Raw genomic sequence first — 22,201 nt, forward strand, 5'->3', positions numbered from 1 at the left:
CGGGAGAAAGACAACATGTTTCATATTTATTGTCCGTGGTGCCAGGAGCATCGCGAAGAAGAAGAGTTTCATGCCAAAGGCCCGGCACATCTGGCGCGCCCTAAGGATCCGGAAGCTTGCAGTGACGAAGAGTGGGGCGACTATTTGTTCTTCCGTGATAATCCACGCGGCGTGCATCACGAACTCTGGGTGCACGCGGTGGGTTGCCGAAAATTTTTTAATATCACGCGCAATACCGTGACCTACGAGATCCTGGAAACCTACAAAATCGGTGAGCAGCCAGGCAAAAACGTGCAGGCGGAGGTGGTGACCTTACCGGTGCGCCAGGAAGCACGAGAAGCGGCCAATGAGAACGTAAAAGTGCAGGCCGGAGGCGCATCATGAGCCAGGTCAATCGCCTCAAACAGGGCGGTCGCATCGATCGCAGCCGCAAAATCACTTTCACTTTCAATGGCAAAACGCTGGAAGGTTTCGTTGGTGACACCCTGGCATCAGCACTGATCGCCAATGGCATTGATGTGGTCAATCGCAGCTTTAAATACTCCCGACCACGCGGCATCGTTGCGGCTGGCGCGGAAGAGCCTAATGCAGTGGTACAACTCGGTGGCGCAGAGCAGGAACAGATCCCCAACGTGCGTGCCACTCAGCAAGCGCTTTATCAGGGGCTGGAAGCCGCCAGCACCAACGGCTGGCCGAATGTCGATCGCGATTTGATGGGCGTGGTAGGCAAAATCGGTGGGCGTTTTATGCCGCCAGGTTTCTACTACAAAACTTTCAAACAGCCGGCGTCGATGTGGAAAACCTACGAAAAATATATTCGTAAAGGTGCCGGTCTGGGCCGTAGCCCAACCGTCGCCGATCCCGATATTTATGATCACTTCAATCAGCACTGCGATGTGCTGGTGATTGGCGCTGGTCCAGCTGGGCTCGCTGCGGCGCTGGCCGCAGGGCGCAGTGGGGTGCGCGTGATCCTGGTGGATGAGCAGGAAGAGATGGGCGGCAGCCTGCTCGACAGACGTGAAATCATTGATGAGAAAGGCGCTGCGCTGTGGGCCCGCGATGTGCTGCAAACCTTGCAGGCGCTGGACAACGTGCAGCTGCTGGCAAAAACCACCGCCAACGGCTATCACGACCACAACTTTGTCACGCTACTTGAGCGTCGCACCGATCACCTGTCGATCACTGCGCCAGTTATCAAGGGCCACAAACAGGCGCGTCAACGTATGCACCGGGTACGTGCCGGACGGGTGGTGCTGGCCACCGGCGCGCATGAGCGTCCATTGGTGTACAGCGGTAACGACATTCCCGGTAACTATCTGGCGGGTGCCGTTTCCACCTATATCCATCGCTATGGCGTCGTGCCAGGCAACAATCTGGTGGTCTCCACCAGCAATGATGACGGCTACCGTGCAGCGCTGGACTGGCTGGATAGCGGGCGTGAAGTGGTGGCAATTGCCGATGCGCGTCCGAGTCCGGACGGCGAGTTGGTGAAACAGGCGCGTCTCAAAGGCATCACCATCATGACCGGCAGCGCGGTGATTGAAGCGCAGGGCGCAACGCGCGTGCGCAGTGTCGATATCGCCCGCATCAACAGTGAGAGCTTTGTGGTGGTGGGTAGCGCCACGCGTCTGGTGTGCGACACCGTCGCCAGCTCGGGGGGCTACAGTCCGGTCATCCATCTCGCATCACATACTGGTGGGCGCCCGCAGTGGCGTGACGATATCCTCGGTTTTGTGGCGCCGCAGGTAAAAGGGATGATGGTTATAGGAGGCGCGCAAGGTATCTACAGCTTGCCTGACGTACTCAGCAGCGGTTTCGAGGCGGGAAAACGTGCCGCTGAAGAAACTGGCGGCGCACCTCAGCCAATGGCGCTGCCGCAAACGCGGGCGCGTCGCGATGGTCCGGCGCTGGCGCTGTATCAGGTGCCGCACATGAAAACTACCATGCGCGCACCGAAACAATTTGTCGATTTGCAGAACGACGTAACGGCCGCTTCCATTGAGCTGGCTACGCGTGAAGGCTTTGAATCGATTGAACATATCAAACGTTACACTGTCATGGGTTTCGGTACCGATCAGGGCAAACTGGGCAACATCAATGGCCTGGCGATTGCGGCGCGGGTATTGAACCGCAGCATTCCTGACGTTGGCACCACCATGTTCCGCCCCAACTATACGCCTGTGGCCTTTGGCGCAGTGACCGGACGCCACTGCAACGAGCTGTTCCAGCCGGAGCGCTATACCGCGCTGCATCAGTGGCACGTGGAAAAGGGTGCGATGTTTGAAGATGTCGGGCAGTGGAAGCGCCCCTGGTATTTCCCGCAGCGCGTCAACGGGCAACTGGAGACGATGCATCAGGCGGTGGTACGTGAATGTCGCGCAGTGCGGGAAAGCGTTGGCGTGCTCGATGCCTCAACCCTCGGCAAAATCGATATTCAGGGGCCGGATGCGCGTGAATTCCTCGAACGCGTCTACACCAACAAGTGGGCCAAACTGCCGGTGGGCCGTGTGCGCTATGGCCTGATGTGTCGCGACGATGGCATGGTGTTTGATGACGGCACCACCAGCTGCCTTGGCCAGAATCACTTCCTGATGACCACCAGCACCGGCAATGCCGCCACCGTGCTGGAGTGGCTGGAACTCTGGCATCAAACCGAGTGGCCGGAACTGCAGGTTTACTTCAACTCGGTCACCGATCACTGGGCCACCATCACTGTCACCGGGCCTAAAGCCCGCGATCTGCTGGCGGAGTTCAGCGATATCGATTTGGCGCGTGACAGTTTTAAATTTATGGACTGGCGTGAAGGCAAGGTGGCGGATGTTCCGGCCCGCGTGTTCCGCATCTCGTTCACCGGCGAACTGGCGTATGAAATCAACGTGCAAGCCAACTATGCGTTGCATGTCTGGCAAGTACTGTTCGCGCACGGCAAGAAATACAACCTCACCCCTTATGGGACGGAAACCATGCACGTATTGCGTGCGGAGAAGGGGTTCATCATTGGCGGTCAGGACACCGACGGATCAATGACACCGCACGATCTCGGGATGGAGTGGTGCGTGGGTAACGACAAACCGTTCTCGTGGATCGGCAAACGATCGCACACCCGATCCGATGTACTGCGCGAGGATCGTAAACAGCTGGTGGGGCTGTTACCGAAAGATCCTAAAGTAGTGCTGGAAGAGGGGGCGCAGGTGGTGTTCGATCCGCAGCACGCGGTGCCTGTGCCGATGTATGGCCACGTCACCTCCAGTTACTACAGCCCGACGCTGAACAGCGGCTTTGCCATGGCCGTGGTGACACGCGGACATCACCGCATGGGCGAAACCGTCTGGCTCGCCAGTTCAGACGGTCAATTCACTGAAGCCAAAATTGTTAGCTCCGTGTTTATCGATCCAAAAGGAGAGCGCCAGAATGTCTGAGACCCTCACTGCCAACCTCTTTAATGCACATCCCGCGACGCCGCTGGTGGGCGAATCTCCGCTGGTGTGGAGCTATATCAAAACGGGTGTTCCCACAGTAACGGGCGCTTCTGATATCACACTGCGCGAGCGCGCTGACCTCGGTCATCTGACGCTGCGCGGATCGGCTATCGAGCTGGATAAGGCGCTGCGCGCCGTATTGCAGCTCTCTCTGCCCGCGCAGCCTTTATCCCTGACGCAAGCTGGCGCATACAGCGCGCAGTGGATGTCACCGGACGAGTGGCTGCTGATTGTGCCGCAGGGTGAAGAGTATGCGATTGAGCAGCAGTTACGTGCTGCGCTCGGCGATGCGCACTACGCGATTGTGAACATTGGCGGCGGGCAAACCTTGCTGGAGTTGCGCGGTGAACAGGCAATCAATCTGCTGAAAAAATCGGTGGTGTATGACGTTCATCCGCAGAATTTCCCGGTAGGTAAAGGTGTGATGACCTGCTTTGCCACCATCACGGTGATCCTGCGTCGCCCAACAGAAGATCGTTGGGAACTGGTGGTGCGCCGCAGTTTTGCGGACTACAGCTATCGCTGGCTGCTGGATGCCGGCGCGGAATATGGCATTAGCGTGCTGTCCTGATAGGACATCGTCGTCAATTTACGCGGTGGCCTGCAGGTCACCGCCATTCGGCTCAGTTGCCAATGATGTGAGGGTCTTTTATGAGTCGTAGTAATGCCAACTGGATTTTGACCGCCCAATGCCCGAGTAAACTGGGCAGCGTGGACGTGGTAACGCGCTTTCTGAAAGAACAGCGTTGTTACATCAATGAGCAGCATAGTTTTGATGACAAATGCGCGCAGCGATTTTTCATCCGAACCGTATTTGAACCGCAGACCGAAAGCTTTGATGCGGCGGCATTTCGTGATGAATTCAGCACGCGCGCGGCTGAGTTTGACATGTCATTCGAACTCACCGAACCCGGCTATAAAGTGCCGGTGGTGATCATGGTGTCGAAAACCGATCACTGTCTCAACGATCTGTTATATCGCCATCGCGCCGGTAAGCTTGCCATTGATATTAAAGCGGTGATCTCTAACCATCCCCTGCTGGAGCCCATCGTGGCCTGGCATGGTTTGCCTTACCACTATTTCCCGGTCTCTGCGGCGAATCGTGCGGAACAGGAGCAACAAATCTGGCAGGTGGTGCAGGAGACGGGGGCGGAACTGGTGGTGCTGGCGCGTTACATGCAGGTGATGTCGGCGGAGATGTGTCAGAAGCTCTCGGGTCGTGCCATCAACATCCATCACTCCTTGTTACCCGGATTCAAAGGCGCTAAGCCTTATCACCAGGCCTACGACAAAGGGGTAAAACTGGTGGGGGCCACCGCGCACTTCATCAATGAAGATCTCGATGAAGGGCCAATTATCAGCCAAAAAGTCGAGGTGGTGAGTCACGCCGATTACGCCGACGATCTGGTGGATAAAGGGCGCGACATCGAGCGCTTAACGCTGGCACATGCGGTCTCGTGTTATGCCGAGCGCAGAGTGTTCCTGTATGAAAATCGCACCGTGGTGTTTTCACGGTAAGGTGCAGTGGAGATGGACAATTATCCGAATCCAGCCACTGACGAACCGGCATTGCCGCTGCGGCCTGACATTCGCATCGGCTTTGTGCTGATCAACAAGTTCACGCTGCACTGCGTGTCAGAACTGATCGAACCCATCCGCTTTGCGGCGGATGTGTCTTTCCTCAGTCGTCAGATTTTCTGTCAGTGGGAGTGGATGAGCAGCGATAATCAGCCCGTGACGTCCAGCTGTGGCTTGCAGATTACGCCAACTGCGCCTTTTAACCTGGACGATCAGTGGGATTACGTGGTGTTTGCCGGTGGCCTGCTTGATGAGACGCGCGATTCGCCTGCGTGGCTGCTGGAGACGATGCGGTCACTGCAGGCGCGACGTATCCCCATTATTACCCTTTGCAGTGCCACCTTTATGGCGGCCCAGGCTGGCTTGCTGGAAGGCAAGAAGTGTGCGATTCACTTTACGACGCGCGATGAATTTCGTCAGCGCTTCCCTTCGGTGACGCCGGTGATCGATCAAACCTACCTGAGTGACGGCGGGGTCATTTCCTGTCCGGTTGGCACCGCGCGCGATTTGGCCATGGATATCATCCTGCAGCATTGTGGTGAGTTGCGGGCGAAGAAAGTGCAGAAGTACCTGTTGATGGAAGAGAGTAAAAAGCGGCAAGTCTCCACAGCACGCTCCAGCATGGGCGGGGAGCTAAAAAACTATGATGATGAGCTGGTGAAGCGCACCGTTGCGTACATGCAGCAGCATCTGTCTTCGCCTGAACCGTTGCAAACCCTGACGCATGCCATGCAGATTAACCTTCGTCAGCTGAACCAGGCATTTTTGCACAGCACCGGTGATACCGCAGCCGTTCACTGGCGCAAAATGCGGCTGGAGCATGCGCGAAAATTAATGACCAGCAGTAATGTGAGTATTAACAGTGTCGCGAAATCATGTGGTTTTTCTGATGCTTCACATCTTATTTCCTGGTTCCGAAAACAGTATGGTGAAACGCCCGCCGATTATCGCAAACGACGGCGGGATGTTGAGAGATTAATTCAATAACCCTCACTTTTTTGATGTAAAGCCCACACGCTATCAATGCGGGGTGGGCTTTATTATTTTCACCGCTTATCTGAATTTCAAAGCGTGAGATTCGGTATAAAGAAAAACATCAATCATGTCCCATTTCACAAAAATAAGAAAAGGATATGAATGAATTGTTAATTAATTATATCGTTGATAATATTGGTGTTTGTCTGGTGGTGGGTGATAAATATTATATTGATGTGAATTTTTATATTGTTTCCACTCTGCTGTCAGGTTGACCAACATTGCGTGCTGATGCAATTATTCCCTTACGAATTCACGGATATACTGTGAGGCTGAAATGAAAGGGTCAACCTGTAATCTGATAGCGCGCACGGCACTCCCGCATAAGGCATATGGAAGGCATCGCGCCAAAGGAAGTGTGAAGAAAATTGATGTGATATTCTGCGCGGTAAGTAATGGCATCATTGAAAATTCCTACATCAAACCGGGTAAAAGCCTGTTGCGTCTCGGCAAAGCGCTGTGGAATTTAATTGCCGCGCCCAATGCAAAAGATGAAGAGAAACGTAAATTCAATTATTAACTCTCCAGAGGGCGCAACTTGCCCTCTCTGTTTTCCCTCCTGCGATTTAGTCTCTTTCCTTCGTTTGGTTTACCGTTCTACGTTGCACGCTGTGCTGTTGAGGTTCCTGGTCCAAATTTTGGGTTGATTTCTCTGACACAGAAGGGGAGTTTAGGTTTGCCCAACTGCAGAATCAAAGGAATAGCAACATGACGAACGCCCTGTGTCAGGCGCTTCAGCTGGAATACCCGCTTATTCAGGCACCGATGGCGGGCGTCTCCACCCCTGAAATGGCCGCCGCCGTCACCAATGCCGGTGCGCTAGGTTCTATCGGTGTGGGGGCCTCCACTCCCGAACAGGCAGCGGTGATGATCGCGCAAACGCAGGCGCTCACCCGAGGCCCCATCAACGTCAACCTCTTTTGCCATGCGCCAGCGGTACGCGACGTTGAACGCGAGCAGGCGTGGATTAATCGCTTTGCGCCGTTGTTTGCGCGTTATGAAGCCGAGTTACCTTCGACTCTCTCGGAGATCTATCAAACCTTCCTGAATAATGACGCGATGCTCAACGTGATTGAGCAGGCGGCGCCGGCAGCAGTGAGCTTTCATTTTGGCATCCCTTCTTCGGCAGTGATTCAACGACTCAAGGAACGTGGGATCGTGTTGCTGGCCACCGCGACCAGTGTGGCAGAAGCATTGACCATCGCGCGCAGCGGCATTGATTTCATCGTGGCGCAGGGGATTGAAGCAGGCGGGCATCGCGGGCATTTTGATCCTCAGGCTTTCGACCATCAAATGTCGACCTTCACCCTGGTGCAGGCGATCCGTCAGCAAACTTCGCATCCGGTGATTGCGGCGGGGGGCATCATGGAGGGTTCAGGTATCGCTGCCATGTTGCAACTGGGCGCAACCGGTGTGCAGTTGGGCTCCGCCTTTGTGTTATGCCCGGAATCAGCAGCGAACACGGCTTATCGCGCGGCAATGAAACAGGCCAGCGCAACCGGCACCGAACTTACCGCTGCGATTTCCGGACGTCAGGCGCGCTGTTTACGCAATGATTTCTGCGATTTTAGTCGTGACTTCGCCACCAGTGATGTACCGGATTATCCGTTGACCTATTCGCTGGGCAAAGCGCTAGCCGCAGCCGCTACGGCGAAACAGCACCACGGCTTTGGCGCGCAGTGGGCTGGGCAGGGAGCGGCGCTGGCACGTGAAATGCCTGCGGGTGAGCTGGTGTCATTGTTGATGAATAAGTGGCAAAGCTAACGAAAACTATCTGCCATCCATGGCAGATAGCAATTGATTCACTGGATTAGGATTTTCAAAACCAACACCTCGGTTAATGCTGTTTTGTCTGCTGCGCGTCGCGCGGTATACCTTGCGGGACATCCATTCATCTCCGCAGGCAGACATGAGCACACATACACGCATCCGCAAATTCAACACCAAAGAAACGTACCCTAACCAAAACCTCGACAACGATCTTTGCCAGGCTGTGCGTGCCGGCAATACCGTTTACGTTCGCGGTCAGATTGGCACTGACTTCGAGGGCAATCTGATTGGGCTTGGCGATCCGGCTGCCCAGGCCGATCAGGCGATGAAAAACGTCAAGCAGCTGCTGGAAGAGGCGGGCAGCGACCTGTCACACATCGTCAAAACCACCACCTATATTATTGACCCGCGTTATCGTGAGCCGGTTTATCAGGTCGTGGGTAAATGGCTGAAGGGTGTGTATCCGATCTCAACCGGACTGGTGATTTCAGGGCTGGGTCAGCCGCAGTGGCTGATGGAAATTGATGTAATCGCGGTTATCCCGGACGACTGGCAGCCACAAGCAGGAGCCTGATCATGACGTTATCGATTGTAGGACGCTGTGCTGAGACCGGGCAGATGGGTATCGCCATTAGCTCATCCAGTATTGCCGTCGGCGCGCGCTGCCCTTGGTTACGCACCCAGGTGGGCGCCGTTTCCACACAGAACATCACCTTACCGGCGCTGGGCCCGCGCATTCTTGACCAGTTGCAGCAGGGAAAATCTGCTCAGGCCGCCTTAGCCGCCGGGCTGGCGTCTGACGAATATCATCAATATCGCCAGGTCACCGTGCTGGCGGCTGATGGGCAAAGTGCCTGCTTCAGCGGAGAAAAAACCTTGGGAGTGAACCATGCGTTGAGTGGCGTGGAATGTGTGGCGGCAGGAAATTTACTCGCCAATACCGAGGTGATTGTCGCGATGGTTAACGCCTTTGAGCGGAGCGAGGGGCACCTCGCCGATCGCCTTCTGTGTGCCATGCAGGCCGGTATGACGGCGGGAGGCGAAGCTGGGCCGGTGCATTCAGCAGCACTGTCGATTGTGGCTGAACCTGTCTGGCCAATCGTTGACCTGCGCATTGACTGGACGGAGGCCAATCCTATCGATGAACTCAGCACACTGTGGCAGGCATATCAGCCACAAATGCAGGATTACGTGGTCCGCGCGTTGGATCCGACAAAAGCCCCCAGCTATGGCGTGCCGGGCGACGAGTGATGCAAGGAACTTCTATGGTGACCAGCCGTACGTTACTGGCTCAGTTGGTAGCCTTTGATACCACCAGCCGCGAATCCAATCTGGCGCTGATCGATTTTGTCTGGCGCTATCTGACTGATCTGGGTGTGAACTGCGAACTGATTCATAACGCTGAGCGCAGTAAAGCCAATCTTTATGCCAGGCTCGGTCCTGCTGGCAAGGGCGGTGTGATGCTCTCAGGGCACAGCGATGTGGTACCTGTGGATGGGCAAGCGTGGAGCGTTCCGCCTTTTGCGCTGACCGAGCGTGACGGCAAACTCTACGGGCGCGGCACCGCGGATATGAAGGGATTTATCGCCTGTATGCTGTCGGCCGTACCGCATTTTCTGGCACAACCTCTCACTCAGCCGCTGCATCTGGCGATCTCTTATGACGAAGAAGTAGGTTGCCTCGGCGTCAGAACCTTGCTGGATGCGTTAGCGCAGCGCCCGGAAAAGCCGGACATTTGCCTCATCGGCGAACCCACCGAGCTGCAACCGGTTTTAGGCCACAAAGGCAAACTGGGCATGCGATGTGAAGTGCAGGGCGCGGCGTGCCACTCTGCTTATGCGCCACAAGGCGTGAATGCTATCGAGTACGCGGCGAAATTGATTCATCGTCTAACCGAGATGGGTGAGCGACTGGCTGCTGCGGAAAATCAGGATGCGCGTTTTGATCCGCCTTATACCACCGTGCAAACCGGCGTGATTCAGGGCGGGCGGGCGCTGAATATTGTGCCTGCAGAATGTAGTTTTGATTTTGAAGTTCGCACCTTACCCAAAGATGATGCGCAACAGGTTGCCGACGAACTGGAGCGTTACGCACATCGCGACCTGTTGCCCCTTATGCAGGCCGTCAATCGCGACACGTCGATTCGTTTCACATCTATCAGTGGTTATCCCGGTTTATATACTGACGCGGAGAGTCCCGCAGCGCGTTTGATTGCGCACCTGACCGGTACCGACAGCTTTAGCACGGTGGCCTTTGGCACCGAGGGCGGCTTGTTCCATCAGGCTGGTATCCCAAGTGTGATCTGCGGCCCTGGCAGTATGGCGCAAGGGCACAAACCCGATGAGTTTATCAGCCTGGAACAGCTGACCGCCTGCGATGCCATGTTGCGGCGGTTAGCGGAGTGGATGTGTCTATAAAGTGACACTGTCACTCATTGCGCAAGCTTATTGAGCCGCACCCTTCAGTTATCTCGTCCCTGTTTTCATCAATCACACATCAGGCTGAAGGGCGCGGTTATCAGGCCGCGCCCAGCCAATTTGCCTGCTTTAACTTTTCCAAACACCAGCTTCAGGAAGCACTAACCGCATGATGCACGCATTCACCGTATGCTGGTGGTAAGCAAAGATAGCCCGTTTCTGGAGAGTCCATGGTCAGTGCAGAAGTCACCCCGTTCCCGCAGCCCGACGTGCTGCATCCTGTAGCCCACAAAGCCAACGTTGCCGTGCAACTGGATGGCGTACTTAAACGCTTTGGCGATGCCATAGCGCTACACAAAATTTCATTAACCATCGAAGAGGGTGAGTTTATTACGCTGCTCGGCCCATCAGGCTGTGGCAAAACCACACTGCTAAACCTGATGGCAGGCTTTGCCGAAGCAGATGGCGGCGAGATCTTTATTGATGGCGATCTGGTCACCGAGATCCCTCCTTACCAGCGTGAAATCGGTATCGTCTTCCAGAACTACGCACTGTTCCCGCATATGACCGTGGAGAAGAATGTTGGCTATGGTTTGCGTATGCGCGGTGTGCCCAAGGCGGAAATCGCTGAGCGTGTAGAACAGGCATTAGCGCTGGTTAAACTGGCGGGCTACGGTCAGCGTAAGCCGCGTGAACTTTCTGGTGGGCAGCAGCAGCGTGTTGCCCTGGCGCGCGCTCTGGTGATTCGCCCGAAAGTGCTGCTGCTGGATGAGCCGTTTTCCGCACTCGATAAAAATCTGCGTTTATCGATGCAGGTCGAGTTAAAAGCTATTCAGCGCAAACTCGGCGTCACCACGGTATTTGTCACCCACGATCAGGGCGAAGCGCTGAGCATGAGTGACCGGGTAGTGGTGATGTCTGCTGGACACGTTCGCCAGATTGGTACCCCTGATGACATCTATCGCCGTCCGCAGGATCCTTTTGTCGCGGGATTTGTCGGCGATGTGAATATCTTGCCAGGCCATTACGCTGGCCGCGACAGCACCGCCGTTATTGAGCTAGGTGGCAATAAACTGCGTCTTCCGGCAGAGCGAGTAAATGCCCATGTGGGTGAACGCCTTGATGTCTACATGCGCCCAGAAAACCTGCAACTGGCCCCCCTAAGCCCACACTCCCTGTTCAGTGCCACAGTGATTACCCATGTATTCCAGGGCGATCATGTGGATGTGCATCTTGATGCACCAGCATTGGGCAGCGCGGCGTTATTTGCGCGCCAATCGGGACTCGATTCCCTGACGCGCTGGCCGGTAGGCAGTGTGGTGGGCGTGAGCGTTGATGATGAAGGTGTTTGTGCGTTTAGCGCGGCGAAGCAAGGATAATCGATGTTACCTGAAATGATGAATGCCGTAATAGCACGCCAGCCCGGCGGTCCTGAAGTACTGGCATCAGTCAGCCGTCCTGTGCCACAACCGGCGGCTGGAGAAGTGTTGATTCGCGTCAGCTGTGCCGGCATTAATCGCCCGGATATTATGCAGCGTAACGGTATGCCGCTACCGCCAGGCACCACCGATATTCTCGGGCTGGAAGTCTCAGGCACCGTGGTCGCACTCGGCGCGGGGGTCGAATACCCGGCGATCGGGTGCGCCGTGATGGCGTTACTCAACGGTGGCGGATATGCCGACTATTGTGTCGCGCGAGCCGAACTCTGCCTGATCGTCCCGCATACCTTGCCGCTGGATCATGCCGCTGGCGTGCCGGAAGCCGCGTTTACCGTCTGGCACAACCTGTTCGAGCTGGGCCGTCTGCAGCCGGGTGAAACCGTATTAATCCATGGTGCTGCCAGCGGCGTCGGGACCTTTGCGATTCAATGCGCTCAGGCGTGCGGAGCAAAGGTATTCGCCACCGCAGGCGGTGCCGATAAAATCGCCGCGCTACAGCAACTCGGTGTTTGTCGTGCCATTGACCGACATCACGAAGACTTTGTTTCCGTTATTGAGGATGAAACCCAGGGCCGCGGTGTGGATGTGGTACTGGATAACGTGGGCGGCGACTACGTGGCGCGCAACCTCAGCGCTCTGGCACCCGGCGGACGCCACGTGAGTTTGTCGTTTATGCAGGGGGCGAAAATTGAACTCGATTTACAACTGGTGATGCGCAAAGGGTTAAGCCTGACGTCATCCACCTTGCGTCCCAAAAGCGCCGCAGAGAAAGCACGGCTGGCGCAGAACATCAGCAAACACCTGTTGCCACTGATGGCGAGCGGAAAGATTTCCCCGATCATTCATACGACACTACCGCTGGCACAGGCCGCCGACGCCCATCGCATTCTTGAAGCCAACGCCAACATTGGCAAAGTTCTGCTGCAGGTGGCGTCATGATGCAACTCTTCTACGCCAGCACCTCGGCGTATGTACGTAAAGTCATGGTCTGTGCGCAGGTGCTGGGGTTAGCTGACGCGATCGCGTGGCTGGATTCGGCGGCACATCCTGTCGAACGGGATGAACGGATCGCGGCGTTTAATCCTCTGGCGAAAGTGCCCGCATTGCGAACCCATCATGGGCTGTGTCTCTATGACAGCCGCGTCATTTGTGAATATCTGAACACGCTGTCACAAGGCACGCTGTTCCCCGCAACCGGGGATGCACGCTGGCAAAGCCTGACACGACAGGCATTAGGCGATGGCTTAATCGATGCCGCTTTATTGGCACGCTATGAATTTAGCGCGCGTCCGGAAGAGAAACAGTGGCAAAACTGGGCCGACGCGCAGTTAAAAAAAGTCACCGCCGCTCTGGCAGAAATCGAACGACAGGTTTCGCAATTCAGCCAGCAGCCTGATGATATTGGTTTGATTGCAATTGGCTGTGCACTGGGCTATCTCGATTTTCGTTTCGCAACGCTTAACTGGCGTGATAGCTATCCGCTGACTGCCGCATGGTTCGCCCGTTTTGATGCTCATCCGGCAATGGCCGCAACGCGTCCGCACGTTTAATCAGGAGTTTTCATGTCACAGCAAATCTATTTTCTGAATGGACCCAATGCCAATTTGTACGGCCTGGATAAAAACGGCACCTACGGAAGCGAGAGTTTTGTCAGCATCGGCGAACGTTGCCAGCGCCGCGCAGCATCACATGGCGTGGTATTGCACTTTCGTCAAAGTAACCATGAGGGCGTCCTGGTCGACTGGATTCAGGAAGCGCGACAAAACGCCGCTGGGCTGATCATCAATGCCGCCGGTTTGACCTACAGCTCAGTGCCAATTCTGGATGCATTGCTGATGTTTGATGGCCCGATCATCGAAGCGCACATGAGTAACATCTGGAAGCGTGAGCCGTTCCGCCATCACTCCATGGTATCCAAAGCGGCAACCGGTGTGATAGCTGGACTCGGCGTGTTGGGCTACGAACTGGCCATTGATGCGGTGGTCACCCTCATCAAGGCGGATGTGGCATGACAACCCTGGTGTTTTACAGCGAGTTTGACAGTTTCTCCGAGTGGTCAGCCCTGCTGGCCCCACATCTGCCCGGTGTCACAATTTGCCGCGCAGAGGAGGTTCCGGACGCAAACGATGTGCACTTCGCGCTGGCGTGGAAACCGCCGCACGGTTTTTTTGCCCCGTACCGCAATCTTAAGCTGTTGGTGAATCTCGGTGCGGGTGTTGATTCGCTGGTAGGTCGCGATGACCTGCCGGATATCCCGATTATCCGCCTGTCCGATCCTGATATGGCCAGGATGATGGCTGGCTACGTGTTATTCGCGGTGCTGCGCTATGCGCGCGACATCCCGGCATTTGAACGGGCGCAACGCGAGCGGCGCTGGCACTATCTTCATCCTCGGGTGCCATCAAGCGTACGGGTTGGCGTGATGGGTTTGGGAGAGTTGGGGGCTTTTGCGGCGCAGGAATTAGCACGGCAGGGGTTTGCTGTGCGCGGCTGGTCACGCTCACAAAAAACCATTGCCGGTATTGAATGCAGCAGCGGGCTGGCATCGCTGGATGATTTCCTCAGTCAGAGCGACATTTTGGTCGTGATGTTGCCATTAACGCCGAGTACCACCGGTTTGCTCAGCCAACAACGGCTGGCGCAACTGCCAAAGGGGGCGGCCTTTATCAATGTGTCACGCGGCGCGATTGTAGATCAGGCTGCGCTGACCTGCGCGCTACAATTGGGAGATATTGCCGAAGCTACGCTGGATGTGTTTGACCGCGAACCGTTGCCGCCGGAAGATCCGCTGTGGCGTATGGAGAATGTGTTAATCACCCCCCATCTGGCCTCGGTCGCCATTCCCGCCAGCGCAGCGTTACAGGTTGCTGAAAATATTCAGCGCGCCGCGCGCGGGGAAGCGGTATCCAATCAGGTGTTCCCGGAACGCGGATACTAAGCGGGTTCAGGCCACGCGCACCACTTGCGGGTCGAAATAGCTCGGGGCTGCCATGCCCGGAATGTATTGATCGGAGATAAACATCTGGCAACGTTCGGCAAAGGCGTTCACCACCATGGATTGCTGGGTGTTAGCCATGGTGGCATAGCCGAGTTGCATCGGCTTGTTCACCCCCGCAAGGCGCACCCGGATCAGTCGTTTGCCATCCTGTGACAGGTGCGCTTTCGGGCGCACGTTGGCAATGCCAAATCCGACGCCGTTGGCCACCATGGCGCGTACCACTTCCATATTGCTCGAGCGCATCACCACATTTGGCGCCACACCCGCTTCACTGAATAAGCCGAGGAAGTATTCGCGGCTCCATGGCATATCCAGCAACACCATCGGCATCGTTGCCAGGTCCTGAATGGTTACCGCCGATTGTGTCGCCAATGGATGATGTTCGCCCACCATCACATACGGCGGCAACTGCGCCAGGGATTTAAACGCCACGTCATTGGCCGGCACTAAATCATAAGTGAGGGCGATGTCGATATCTGCCGCGCGTAATTGCTTCAGCAATTGCTCGTGGTTGCCTTCGACGAGGGTGATACGTACGCCAGGAAATGCGCGACCAAAGCCAAACACCAGTTCCGGCGTCAGCATCGGTGCCAGCGTATCCAGACAGCCCACACGCAGAGGACCACGCACGTTGTTGAGTGACTCAGAGGCGATGGTATAGAGATTGTTCATCTGATCCAGAATCAGCTTGGCCTCTTTTAACACTTGATGACCAATAGCCGTCAGGGAGACGCCCTGAGCATGGTGGCGGACAAACAGCTGCACCCCCAGCTCAGATTCAATATGTGTAATAGCTGCGGAAATCGACGGTGATGAAACGTGAATACGTTCCGAGGCACCAATAATGCTTCCGGCCTCACCTGACGCGACAAAGTATTCCAGCTGGCGCTGGGTGATGCGACTGAGCATGCAGATTCTCCTGGGATCGCCGACGCGATCATGTCGCGCCAGTCATTCTAATAGTCCCGATGACCCTGCATTAATCATGCCAGAGGCCGGTTAACAGCATAATCGCCTGACCGCTCTGTCACGCCCATTCGCTTCTGCCTCATCACTGGTTAAGAAAATCCGTTGTAAAGCAGCGTCCTTTTTAGCCTCAGAAATTCTGATGCAAGGGCGAGGAAAAGGCTGTTTTACCGAATCACCTCGCGACGGCATTATCCCAGCAACACCAGAAGAGTCCGATAGCACTGTTTTGGTGCATCGCGTTTCACATTGCTGTTACAGCCATTTCATTCATTGGGGACGAGAATATGTTGCGTAAGATTTTTGCCTTAACGTTGCTGACGACGAGTGTATTAACTGCAGGTAATGCAATGGCCGCCGACAAGCTGATTGTCAGCACCTGGGGCGGCAGCTTTAAAGACCTGATTGATGAAACTATCGCCAAAGAGTTCACCAAAGAAACCGGCGTCGAGGTGCAGTTTGTCACCGGCGGCACCATTGATCGTTTGAACAAAGCCAAGCTGGCGGGTGGCACTCCGGAGACGGATGTGACCTTTACCACCGCGCACGTCGGCTATCTGTATGCCAACAGCGGCCTGTTTGAAAAGCTCGATATGAGCAAAATTCCTAACGCGGTGAATCTGGTTGAGCAGGCGAAGGTTAGCCCGTATCACCTTGGCGTGTGGGGCTATGTCTATACCATCGGCTATCGCCCGGATCTGGTACCGAAAGGTGAAACCTTCACCAGCTGGAATGACCTGTGGAAACCAGAGCTGAAGGGCACGCTGGCCCTGCCAGATTGGGACCCAAGCCATATCATTGCCGTTTCCGCCAAACTCTCCGGGGCTGATGCCGCACACTGGCAGCAGGGCGAAGCGAAGATGAAAGCGCTGATCCCGAACATCAAATCCTTCTATACCGATGACGCCAACAGCCAGCAGTTGATCTCCACCGGTGAAACACCTGTGCAGGTCATGCTGTCGATGAATGCCTACAGCATGATGGCCGAAGGGGTGAACATCAAACTGGCGATACCGAAAGAGGGTGCCATTTTGGGTGTGGACACCGTGGGCATCAACAAAGGGACCAAACACGCCGATCTGGCCTACAAGTTTATGAATATCGCGCTGAAACCGGAAATTCAGGAGCAGGTGGCGAAGATCTATCGTGGCAGCCCAACGGTGACCAACGCGCATATCGATCCAGAACTGGCGAAATTGCCTGGCATGTTGACCACGCCAGCGCAGTGGAATGCCACCATCAACACCGATCCACAACTGCGTGCCGAGAAAACAGCCGAATGGCGCCAGTGGTTCTCTGAAAACATCATGTCTCACTGATTGGTTCATCACGGGCGGCCACCAGGCCGCCCACAAGCAACACTTTATTCAGGCAGCAACGTCTATGACGAGAAAACCGACATTCTTACCCTGGTTCATTATTCCCGCCACACTGACAGCACTCGGACTGGTTGTGGCCATGTTCGCGGTGATGCAGTTTAGCGTGCGGGCTTATATTCCCGGTTCGCTCGACGTGGGCGGATTTACCCTGGCTAACTTTAACGGACTGCTGAAAAGCATTTATGCCGATGCTTTTATTAACACGGTGATGTTAAGTGCCAAAACCGCCATCTTTGGCCTCCTGATGAGTTACCCACTGGCCTATGCGCTGGTGCGCACGCGCACCACCTGGATCAAATCGACGATTCTGATTATCGCGATTACGCCGCTGTTTCTCGGTGAAGTGGTGCGCACCTACTCGTGGATTATCGTGTTGGGAAACAGTGGCTTCCTGAACAGCCTGCTGCTGGCACTCGGCATCATCTCAAAACCGATTCAGTTTATGTTCACCCAGAGCGGCGTGGTGGTAGCACTGGTGCACGTCACCATGCCGATCATGGTGCTGATGCTGGCCACGGCGCTGTCGCATATCAACCCTGACTATGAAAAAGCGGCAACCAGTCTCGGTGCCGGACCCGTTCGTACCTTATTGACGGTGACGATTCCACTATCGATCCCCGGTATCGTGGCCAGTCTGACCACGGCATTTGCCTGGACCTTTAGTGCTTTTGCCACGCCGCAGTTGATTGGTGGCGGACGCGTAAGCACCGTGGCAACCATGGTGTATCAGCTTGGTTTCTCGTCAATGAACTTCCCGTTTGCCGCCGCGCTGAGTATTGCCGGCTTGATTCTGACCATCCTGCTGCTGATGGCATTGAAACGCCTGACCCGCTTCCTGCACGCTATGGGAGAACATTAATATGACCCGTTCGATGAACGATAAACTGGTGACGCTGGCCGGACGTTTGCTGGTGGCCGCCATCCTCATTTTTGTCATGCTGCCCACCATTGTGGTGTTTATCTCTTCGTTCAGCAGCACTGCGGTCCTGTTTTTCCCGCCCAAAGGCTGGTCGCTGCGCTGGTTCGAGCGTGCGGTGAATTACGATGATTTTCGTCACGGCTTTTATTCCGGACTGATCGTCACCGCGTGGGCATCTTCGCTGGCAGTGATCATTGGTGCAACGCTGGCGATTGCCATTGAGCGCTATTCCTTTCCGTGTAAGCGCGTGCTGGAAGGCATTTTACTGTCGCCACTGTTTATCCCGCATTTCACTATCGGTTTAGGACTGCTGATGCTGGTCTCACAGCTGGGCCTTGGCCGCGGCTATCCGCTGGTGATTTTCTGCCATATTGTGCTGGTGCTGCCATTTGTATTGCGCAGCGTCTACGTTTCGCTCAAGAACCTCGAACAGCGTATTGAAATGGCGGCAGCCAGTCTGGGTGCTTCGCCACTGCGGGTGGTGTGGACCATTACGGTGCCGTTGATTTTACCGGGCCTGTTTGGTGGCTGGATGTTTGCTGCGATTCTCTCTTTTAATGAATTTACCGCGTCGCTGTTTATTACCACCCAGGCAACACAGACCTTGCCGGTCGCCATGTACAACTATGTGCGTGAATTTGCCGACCCAACGCTGGCCGCGCTGTCAGTGATTTATATTGCGGTAACGGCAGCCATGCTGATTATTGCGAATAAGTTTTTGGGCCTTGGCAAGATATTAAACGTTGAAGCCCGCCACTAATCATGAACCTGTGCGCTTTGGTTTTACCGAAGCGCTGAATTAAAAATGCTTGCTTAGCGTTAACACGAACAATGATTACGATGATGAATAACCCATCGCGTTAAAATCTATTTAGGGATTCCACATGTCAGTAGAAAAAATTAATACCGTAATTGTCGGTGCAGGTCAGGCGGGCATTGCAATGAGTGAACATCTTTCATTGATGGGTGTCCCGCATATTGTATTTGAGCGTAACCGCATTGCAGAGCGCTGGCGTTCAGAGCGTTGGGATTCACTGGTCGCCAATGGCCCCGCCTGGCACGATCGTTTTCCTTCAATGAAATTCGATAATATTTCTCAGGAAGCTTTTCCTCCTAAAGAGCGCATGGCTCAATACTTCGAAGATTATGCCAAAATGCTCAATGCGCCGGTGCGCACTGGCGTTGAAGTGCATCAGGTTGAACGTCTGCCGGGACGTAGCGGCTTCAAAGTGCTGACCTCTATTGGAGAATTTGAAGCAGATAATGTGGTGGCGGCAACAGGGCCGTTCCAGAAGCCTTCATTCCCGCAAATCGTGCCGGACAGTGCCAACCTGCATCAGATTCATTCCTCTTCCTATAAGAACCCGCAGCAGTTGCCAGAAGGCGGCGTGCTGGTGGTGGGCGCGGGGGCGTCAGGATCACAAATCGCGGAAGAGCTGGGTAAAACGGGCCGCAAAGTCTATCTGTCGGTCGGCGAACATTATCGACCACCACGCTCTTATCGTGACCGAGATTACTGCTGGTGGCTGGGTGCTTTAGGCTTGTGGGATGAAGTGAAAATCAAGCCGAAAAAACAGCACGTTGCCTTTGCCGTGAGCGGCTATGAAGGCGGTAAAACGGTTGATTTTCGTCGTCTGGCTCATATGGGCATTACCCTGGTGGGTATTACTCAGCAATGGGATAACGGCGTGTTGAGCTTTGCTGATGGCCTGGCTGAGAATATTGCAGAAGGTGATAAAGCTTATTTCGACGTACTACGTGATGCCGATGCTTATATCGAGCGTAATGGTCTGGATCTGCCGCTGGAGCCACAGGCCTGGGCGTTATTATCCGATCCAGAATGCCTGATTAATCCTTTAACACAATTAAACCTGGCCGAGGCCGGTATCACCTCTATTATCTGGGCGACAGGGTTTAAATTTGATTTTAGCTGGTTGCAGGCGGATGCATTTGATGAGAAAGGCGTGCCTTTCCATAAGCGTGGTATTTCTGCGGAGCGGGGTATTTATTTCCTTGGTTTACCGAATCTGGTGAATCGCGCCTCCTCCTTTATTTATGGCGTGTGGCATGATGCAAAATATATTGCCGATCATATCGTGCTACAGAATGCCTATACCGACTACGAGAAATCGTAAGTTATCTGTGTGTGTATTTGCGTGATCGCAGGCGGCTAAATGTTATTTTGTTTAGCCGCTTTTTTATCAGGTGGAAAAGTGACCATTACCTGTATTGAAGAATTACGGCAACTGGCGCGTAAACGCGTACCAAAAATGTTTTACGACTATGTCGATGCAGGTTCCTGGACGGAATATAGCTATCGCGCCAACGAAGCTGATCTACGCCGCATCGAATTTCGTCAGCGTGTCGCGGTGGATATTGCGGAACGCAGCACGGCAAGCCGAATGATGGGGCACGAGGTCGCGATGCCGGTGGCGATTGCCCCCACCGGGCTGACCGGCATGATCCATCCCGATGGTGAAATTCATGCGGCACGCGCAGCCAAAAAATTCGGCATTCCTTTCACGCTCTCTTCCATGAGCATCTGTTCGCTGGAAGCTGTGTCGCAGGCCACGCAGGGACATCCATTTTGGTTTCAGCTGTATGTATTACGTGACCGGCAGTTTGTGGCAAATCTGATCGATCGCGCTAAAGCGGCTAACTGCAGTGCGTTGGTGGTGACCATGGACTTGCAGGTCTTTGGTCAGCGCCATAAAGATATTAAGAATGGCCTTTCCACGCCGCCCAAAATGACCCTGCGCAATGTGCTCAATATTGCCACTAAACCGCGCTGGTGCTGGCAGATGTTGAATACCAGACATCGTAATTTTGGCAATATCATCGGGCATGTAAGCGGTGTGGATAACATTGACTCGATGGTGGAGTGGACGGCACAGCAGTATGACCCGCGACTCTCCTGGAAAGATATCGAATGGATTAAACGGCACTGGGGCGGCAAGTTGATTGTGAAGGGCATAATGGATGCCACTGACGCGCAACTGGCGATCGAAGCGGGTGCCGATGCGTTGATTGTTTCCAACCATGGTGGGCGTCAGCTGGACGGCGTGTCTTCATCAATTACACTGCTGCCGGAAATTGTGGCGGCGGTCGGCGATCGAATAGAAGTGCATTTTGATGGCGGCATTGGTTCCGGGCAGGATGTATTAAAAGCCATAGCGTTAGGCGCCAAAGGCACTTATATCGGGCGCAGTATGCTGTATGGATTGGGGGCGCTAGGTGAAGAAGGGGTGACCACAGCGCTAAGCATCATCCGTAACGAGTTTGATCTGTCGATGGCGTTTTGCGGCAAAACCGGTGTAGCGGATATTGATGGCGGGATTTTACGCGTGCGCTGAAAGACGGGGGAAATAGCGGGAGGCTAGTCATCCTCCCGCCGCGTCATTAAAACACTTCATCCAGCAATTGATACAGGCGTTTGAAGGCACGCTGCGTCACTTCCGGATGATACTGCGATACGCCAGCATTATCGGCTTTCGGATCGGTGAAGGAGTGCACCGCACCGGCAAAGCTCACCAGCTGCCAGTCAACGCCCTTGCTGTTCATCTCATTCGCGAAGGCGGCTAACTGCTCGCGCGGCACCAGGGGATCGGCCGCGCCGTCCAGTACCAGCAGTGAAGCCTGAATAGTATGACTGTCATAAGCGCCCTGGGTATCCAGCGTACCGTGGAAAGAGGCGGCCGCTTTGATATCCGCGCCGCTGCGTGCCAGCTCCAGCACGCAGTGGCCGCCGAAGCAGAAACCGATAGCCGCTACCTTATCCGCATTAACGGGAGCCGTAGTTTGCGTGCGCAATGCGCTGAGCGCCGCCTGCATGCGCGCCACTTCGGCGGGGGTGTCTTTCACTGCCATCATCATCGCACCCGCTTCTTCGCCGTTAGTGGGGCGTTGACCCTGACCGTACAGGTCAGCCACCAGCACCACATAGCCGTGGGCAGCAATGGCTTTGGCTTGTTCAGCAGCATCCGCGGTAGCCCCCATCCAGTTGGGCGCAATAACAATGCCTGGTTTAGCAGGGTTATTATCAGCCTGATAAACTAAATAACCTTCAAATGTCTCGTTGTCCACGGTGTAAGAAAGGAATGAAGACTGGATGTTGCTCATTAATTAAGCTCGCTTATTTTTATTAGCAGATGAAGCCACGACGTTACCGACTATTTTAGATTTAGCAATTGCATGCTGAACGCACCGCACCAAATGTTTAAT

At 54.8% G+C, this 22,201-nt stretch carries 22 protein-coding genes; 20 read left to right on the plus strand and 2 right to left on the minus strand.

All coding sequences use genetic code 11. The features are described 5' to 3' along the window. The first annotated feature begins 15 nt into the window (after positions 1-15). The 15 genes from F3J37_RS16925 to F3J37_RS16995 all read left to right on the plus strand — a co-directional run bounded on the left by F3J37_RS16925 (position 16) and on the right by F3J37_RS16995 (position 14,656). Entirely contained in the window at positions 16-384 is a 369-nt protein-coding gene (locus F3J37_RS16925; protein WP_034824015.1) for a sarcosine oxidase subunit delta, read from the plus strand. Further along, positions 381-3,419, plus strand: coding sequence for a sarcosine oxidase subunit alpha family protein (locus tag F3J37_RS16930; RefSeq protein WP_166934634.1), 3,039 nt, complete (start codon positions 381-383; stop codon positions 3,417-3,419). The genes F3J37_RS16925 and F3J37_RS16930 overlap by 4 nt, the downstream gene beginning before the upstream one ends. Further along, the gene (locus F3J37_RS16935; protein WP_166934636.1) at positions 3,412-4,050 is read left to right on the plus strand and encodes a sarcosine oxidase subunit gamma; all 639 of its coding nucleotides are present in this window, start codon (positions 3,412-3,414) and stop codon (positions 4,048-4,050) included. Before F3J37_RS16930 ends, F3J37_RS16935 begins: the two co-directional genes overlap by 8 nt. 80 nt (positions 4,051-4,130) lie before the next feature. Next, complete coding sequence (gene purU, locus F3J37_RS16940) at positions 4,131-4,997, plus strand: formyltetrahydrofolate deformylase (protein ID WP_166934638.1); 867 nt, start codon at positions 4,131-4,133, stop codon at positions 4,995-4,997. Positions 4,998-5,009: 12 nt separating this feature from the next. Further along, positions 5,010-6,044: a GlxA family transcriptional regulator gene (locus F3J37_RS16945; RefSeq protein WP_058961363.1), complete on the plus strand. Its 1,035-nt coding sequence runs from the start codon at positions 5,010-5,012 to the stop codon at positions 6,042-6,044. Between the two features lie 406 nt (positions 6,045-6,450). Then, positions 6,451-6,612: a hypothetical protein gene (locus F3J37_RS16950; RefSeq protein ID WP_155287984.1), complete on the plus strand. Its 162-nt coding sequence runs from the start codon at positions 6,451-6,453 to the stop codon at positions 6,610-6,612. 188 nt (positions 6,613-6,800) lie between these two features. Next, the gene (locus F3J37_RS16955; RefSeq protein ID WP_166934640.1) at positions 6,801-7,856 is read left to right on the plus strand and encodes an NAD(P)H-dependent flavin oxidoreductase; all 1,056 of its coding nucleotides are present in this window, start codon (positions 6,801-6,803) and stop codon (positions 7,854-7,856) included. 145 nt (positions 7,857-8,001) lie between these two features. Beyond that, positions 8,002-8,436, plus strand: a complete 435-nt coding sequence (locus F3J37_RS16960) for a RidA family protein (RefSeq protein ID WP_045815588.1) — start codon at positions 8,002-8,004, stop codon at positions 8,434-8,436. 2 nt (positions 8,437-8,438) lie between these two features. Then, positions 8,439-9,113 (plus strand): DUF1028 domain-containing protein, encoded by a 675-nt coding sequence (locus F3J37_RS16965; protein ID WP_160867571.1) that lies wholly within the window; start codon positions 8,439-8,441, stop codon positions 9,111-9,113. A gap of 14 nt (positions 9,114-9,127) precedes the next feature. Further along, positions 9,128-10,279, plus strand: coding sequence for an acetylornithine deacetylase (gene argE, locus F3J37_RS16970; protein ID WP_166934713.1), 1,152 nt, complete (start codon positions 9,128-9,130; stop codon positions 10,277-10,279). 230 nt (positions 10,280-10,509) lie between these two features. After that, on the plus strand, positions 10,510-11,658 hold the full coding sequence (locus F3J37_RS16975; RefSeq protein WP_166934642.1) for an ABC transporter ATP-binding protein: 1,149 nt from the start codon (positions 10,510-10,512) through the stop codon (positions 11,656-11,658). A 3-nt stretch (positions 11,659-11,661) separates the two neighbouring features. Then, on the plus strand, positions 11,662-12,657 hold the full coding sequence (locus F3J37_RS16980) for an NAD(P)H-quinone oxidoreductase (protein ID WP_166934644.1): 996 nt from the start codon (positions 11,662-11,664) through the stop codon (positions 12,655-12,657). Continuing rightward, a complete protein-coding gene (locus F3J37_RS16985; protein WP_166934647.1) occupies positions 12,654-13,268 on the plus strand; it encodes a glutathione S-transferase in 615 nt (204 codons plus the stop codon). Before F3J37_RS16980 ends, F3J37_RS16985 begins: the two co-directional genes overlap by 4 nt. 12 nt (positions 13,269-13,280) lie before the next feature. Then, entirely contained in the window at positions 13,281-13,730 is a 450-nt protein-coding gene (locus F3J37_RS16990; protein ID WP_045815582.1) for a type II 3-dehydroquinate dehydratase, read from the plus strand. Next, entirely contained in the window at positions 13,727-14,656 is a 930-nt protein-coding gene (locus tag F3J37_RS16995; RefSeq protein ID WP_166934649.1) for a 2-hydroxyacid dehydrogenase, read from the plus strand. The genes F3J37_RS16990 and F3J37_RS16995 overlap by 4 nt, the downstream gene beginning before the upstream one ends. Before the next feature lie 6 nt (positions 14,657-14,662). On the opposite strand, the gene F3J37_RS17000 is transcribed toward F3J37_RS16995, so the two are convergent. After that, positions 14,663-15,625 carry a LysR family transcriptional regulator gene (locus F3J37_RS17000; RefSeq protein WP_166934651.1) on the minus strand — a complete coding sequence of 321 codons (963 nt, stop codon included), beginning with the start codon at positions 15,623-15,625 and terminating at the stop codon, positions 14,663-14,665. 344 nt (positions 15,626-15,969) lie between these two features. Here F3J37_RS17000 and F3J37_RS17005 point away from each other — a divergent pair, with 344 nt between their 5' ends. From F3J37_RS17005 to F3J37_RS17025, 5 genes are all read left to right on the plus strand, one after another. Then, a complete protein-coding gene (locus tag F3J37_RS17005; RefSeq protein ID WP_058961376.1) occupies positions 15,970-17,001 on the plus strand; it encodes an ABC transporter substrate-binding protein in 1,032 nt (343 codons plus the stop codon). Between the two features lie 64 nt (positions 17,002-17,065). After that, positions 17,066-17,920: an ABC transporter permease gene (locus tag F3J37_RS17010; protein WP_097119146.1), complete on the plus strand. Its 855-nt coding sequence runs from the start codon at positions 17,066-17,068 to the stop codon at positions 17,918-17,920. A gap of 1 nt (position 17,921) precedes the next feature. Continuing rightward, positions 17,922-18,740 (plus strand): ABC transporter permease, encoded by an 819-nt coding sequence (locus tag F3J37_RS17015; RefSeq protein ID WP_058961378.1) that lies wholly within the window; start codon positions 17,922-17,924, stop codon positions 18,738-18,740. Positions 18,741-18,864: 124 nt separating this feature from the next. Then, on the plus strand, positions 18,865-20,115 hold the full coding sequence (locus tag F3J37_RS17020; RefSeq protein WP_166934653.1) for a flavin-containing monooxygenase: 1,251 nt from the start codon (positions 18,865-18,867) through the stop codon (positions 20,113-20,115). 78 nt (positions 20,116-20,193) lie between these two features. Next, positions 20,194-21,333, plus strand: coding sequence for an alpha-hydroxy acid oxidase (locus tag F3J37_RS17025; RefSeq protein WP_369410677.1), 1,140 nt, complete (start codon positions 20,194-20,196; stop codon positions 21,331-21,333). Positions 21,334-21,379: 46 nt separating this feature from the next. Here the strand turns inward: F3J37_RS17025 and F3J37_RS17030 are convergent, their stop codons facing one another. Continuing rightward, on the minus strand, positions 21,380-22,099 hold the full coding sequence (locus F3J37_RS17030) for a dienelactone hydrolase family protein (RefSeq protein WP_166934657.1): 720 nt from the start codon (positions 22,097-22,099) through the stop codon (positions 21,380-21,382). Positions 22,100-22,201 lie beyond the last annotated feature (102 nt).

The sequence above is a fragment of the Candidatus Pantoea communis genome (assembly GCF_011752685.1).
Taxonomy (GTDB): domain Bacteria; phylum Pseudomonadota; class Gammaproteobacteria; order Enterobacterales; family Enterobacteriaceae; genus Pantoea; species Pantoea communis.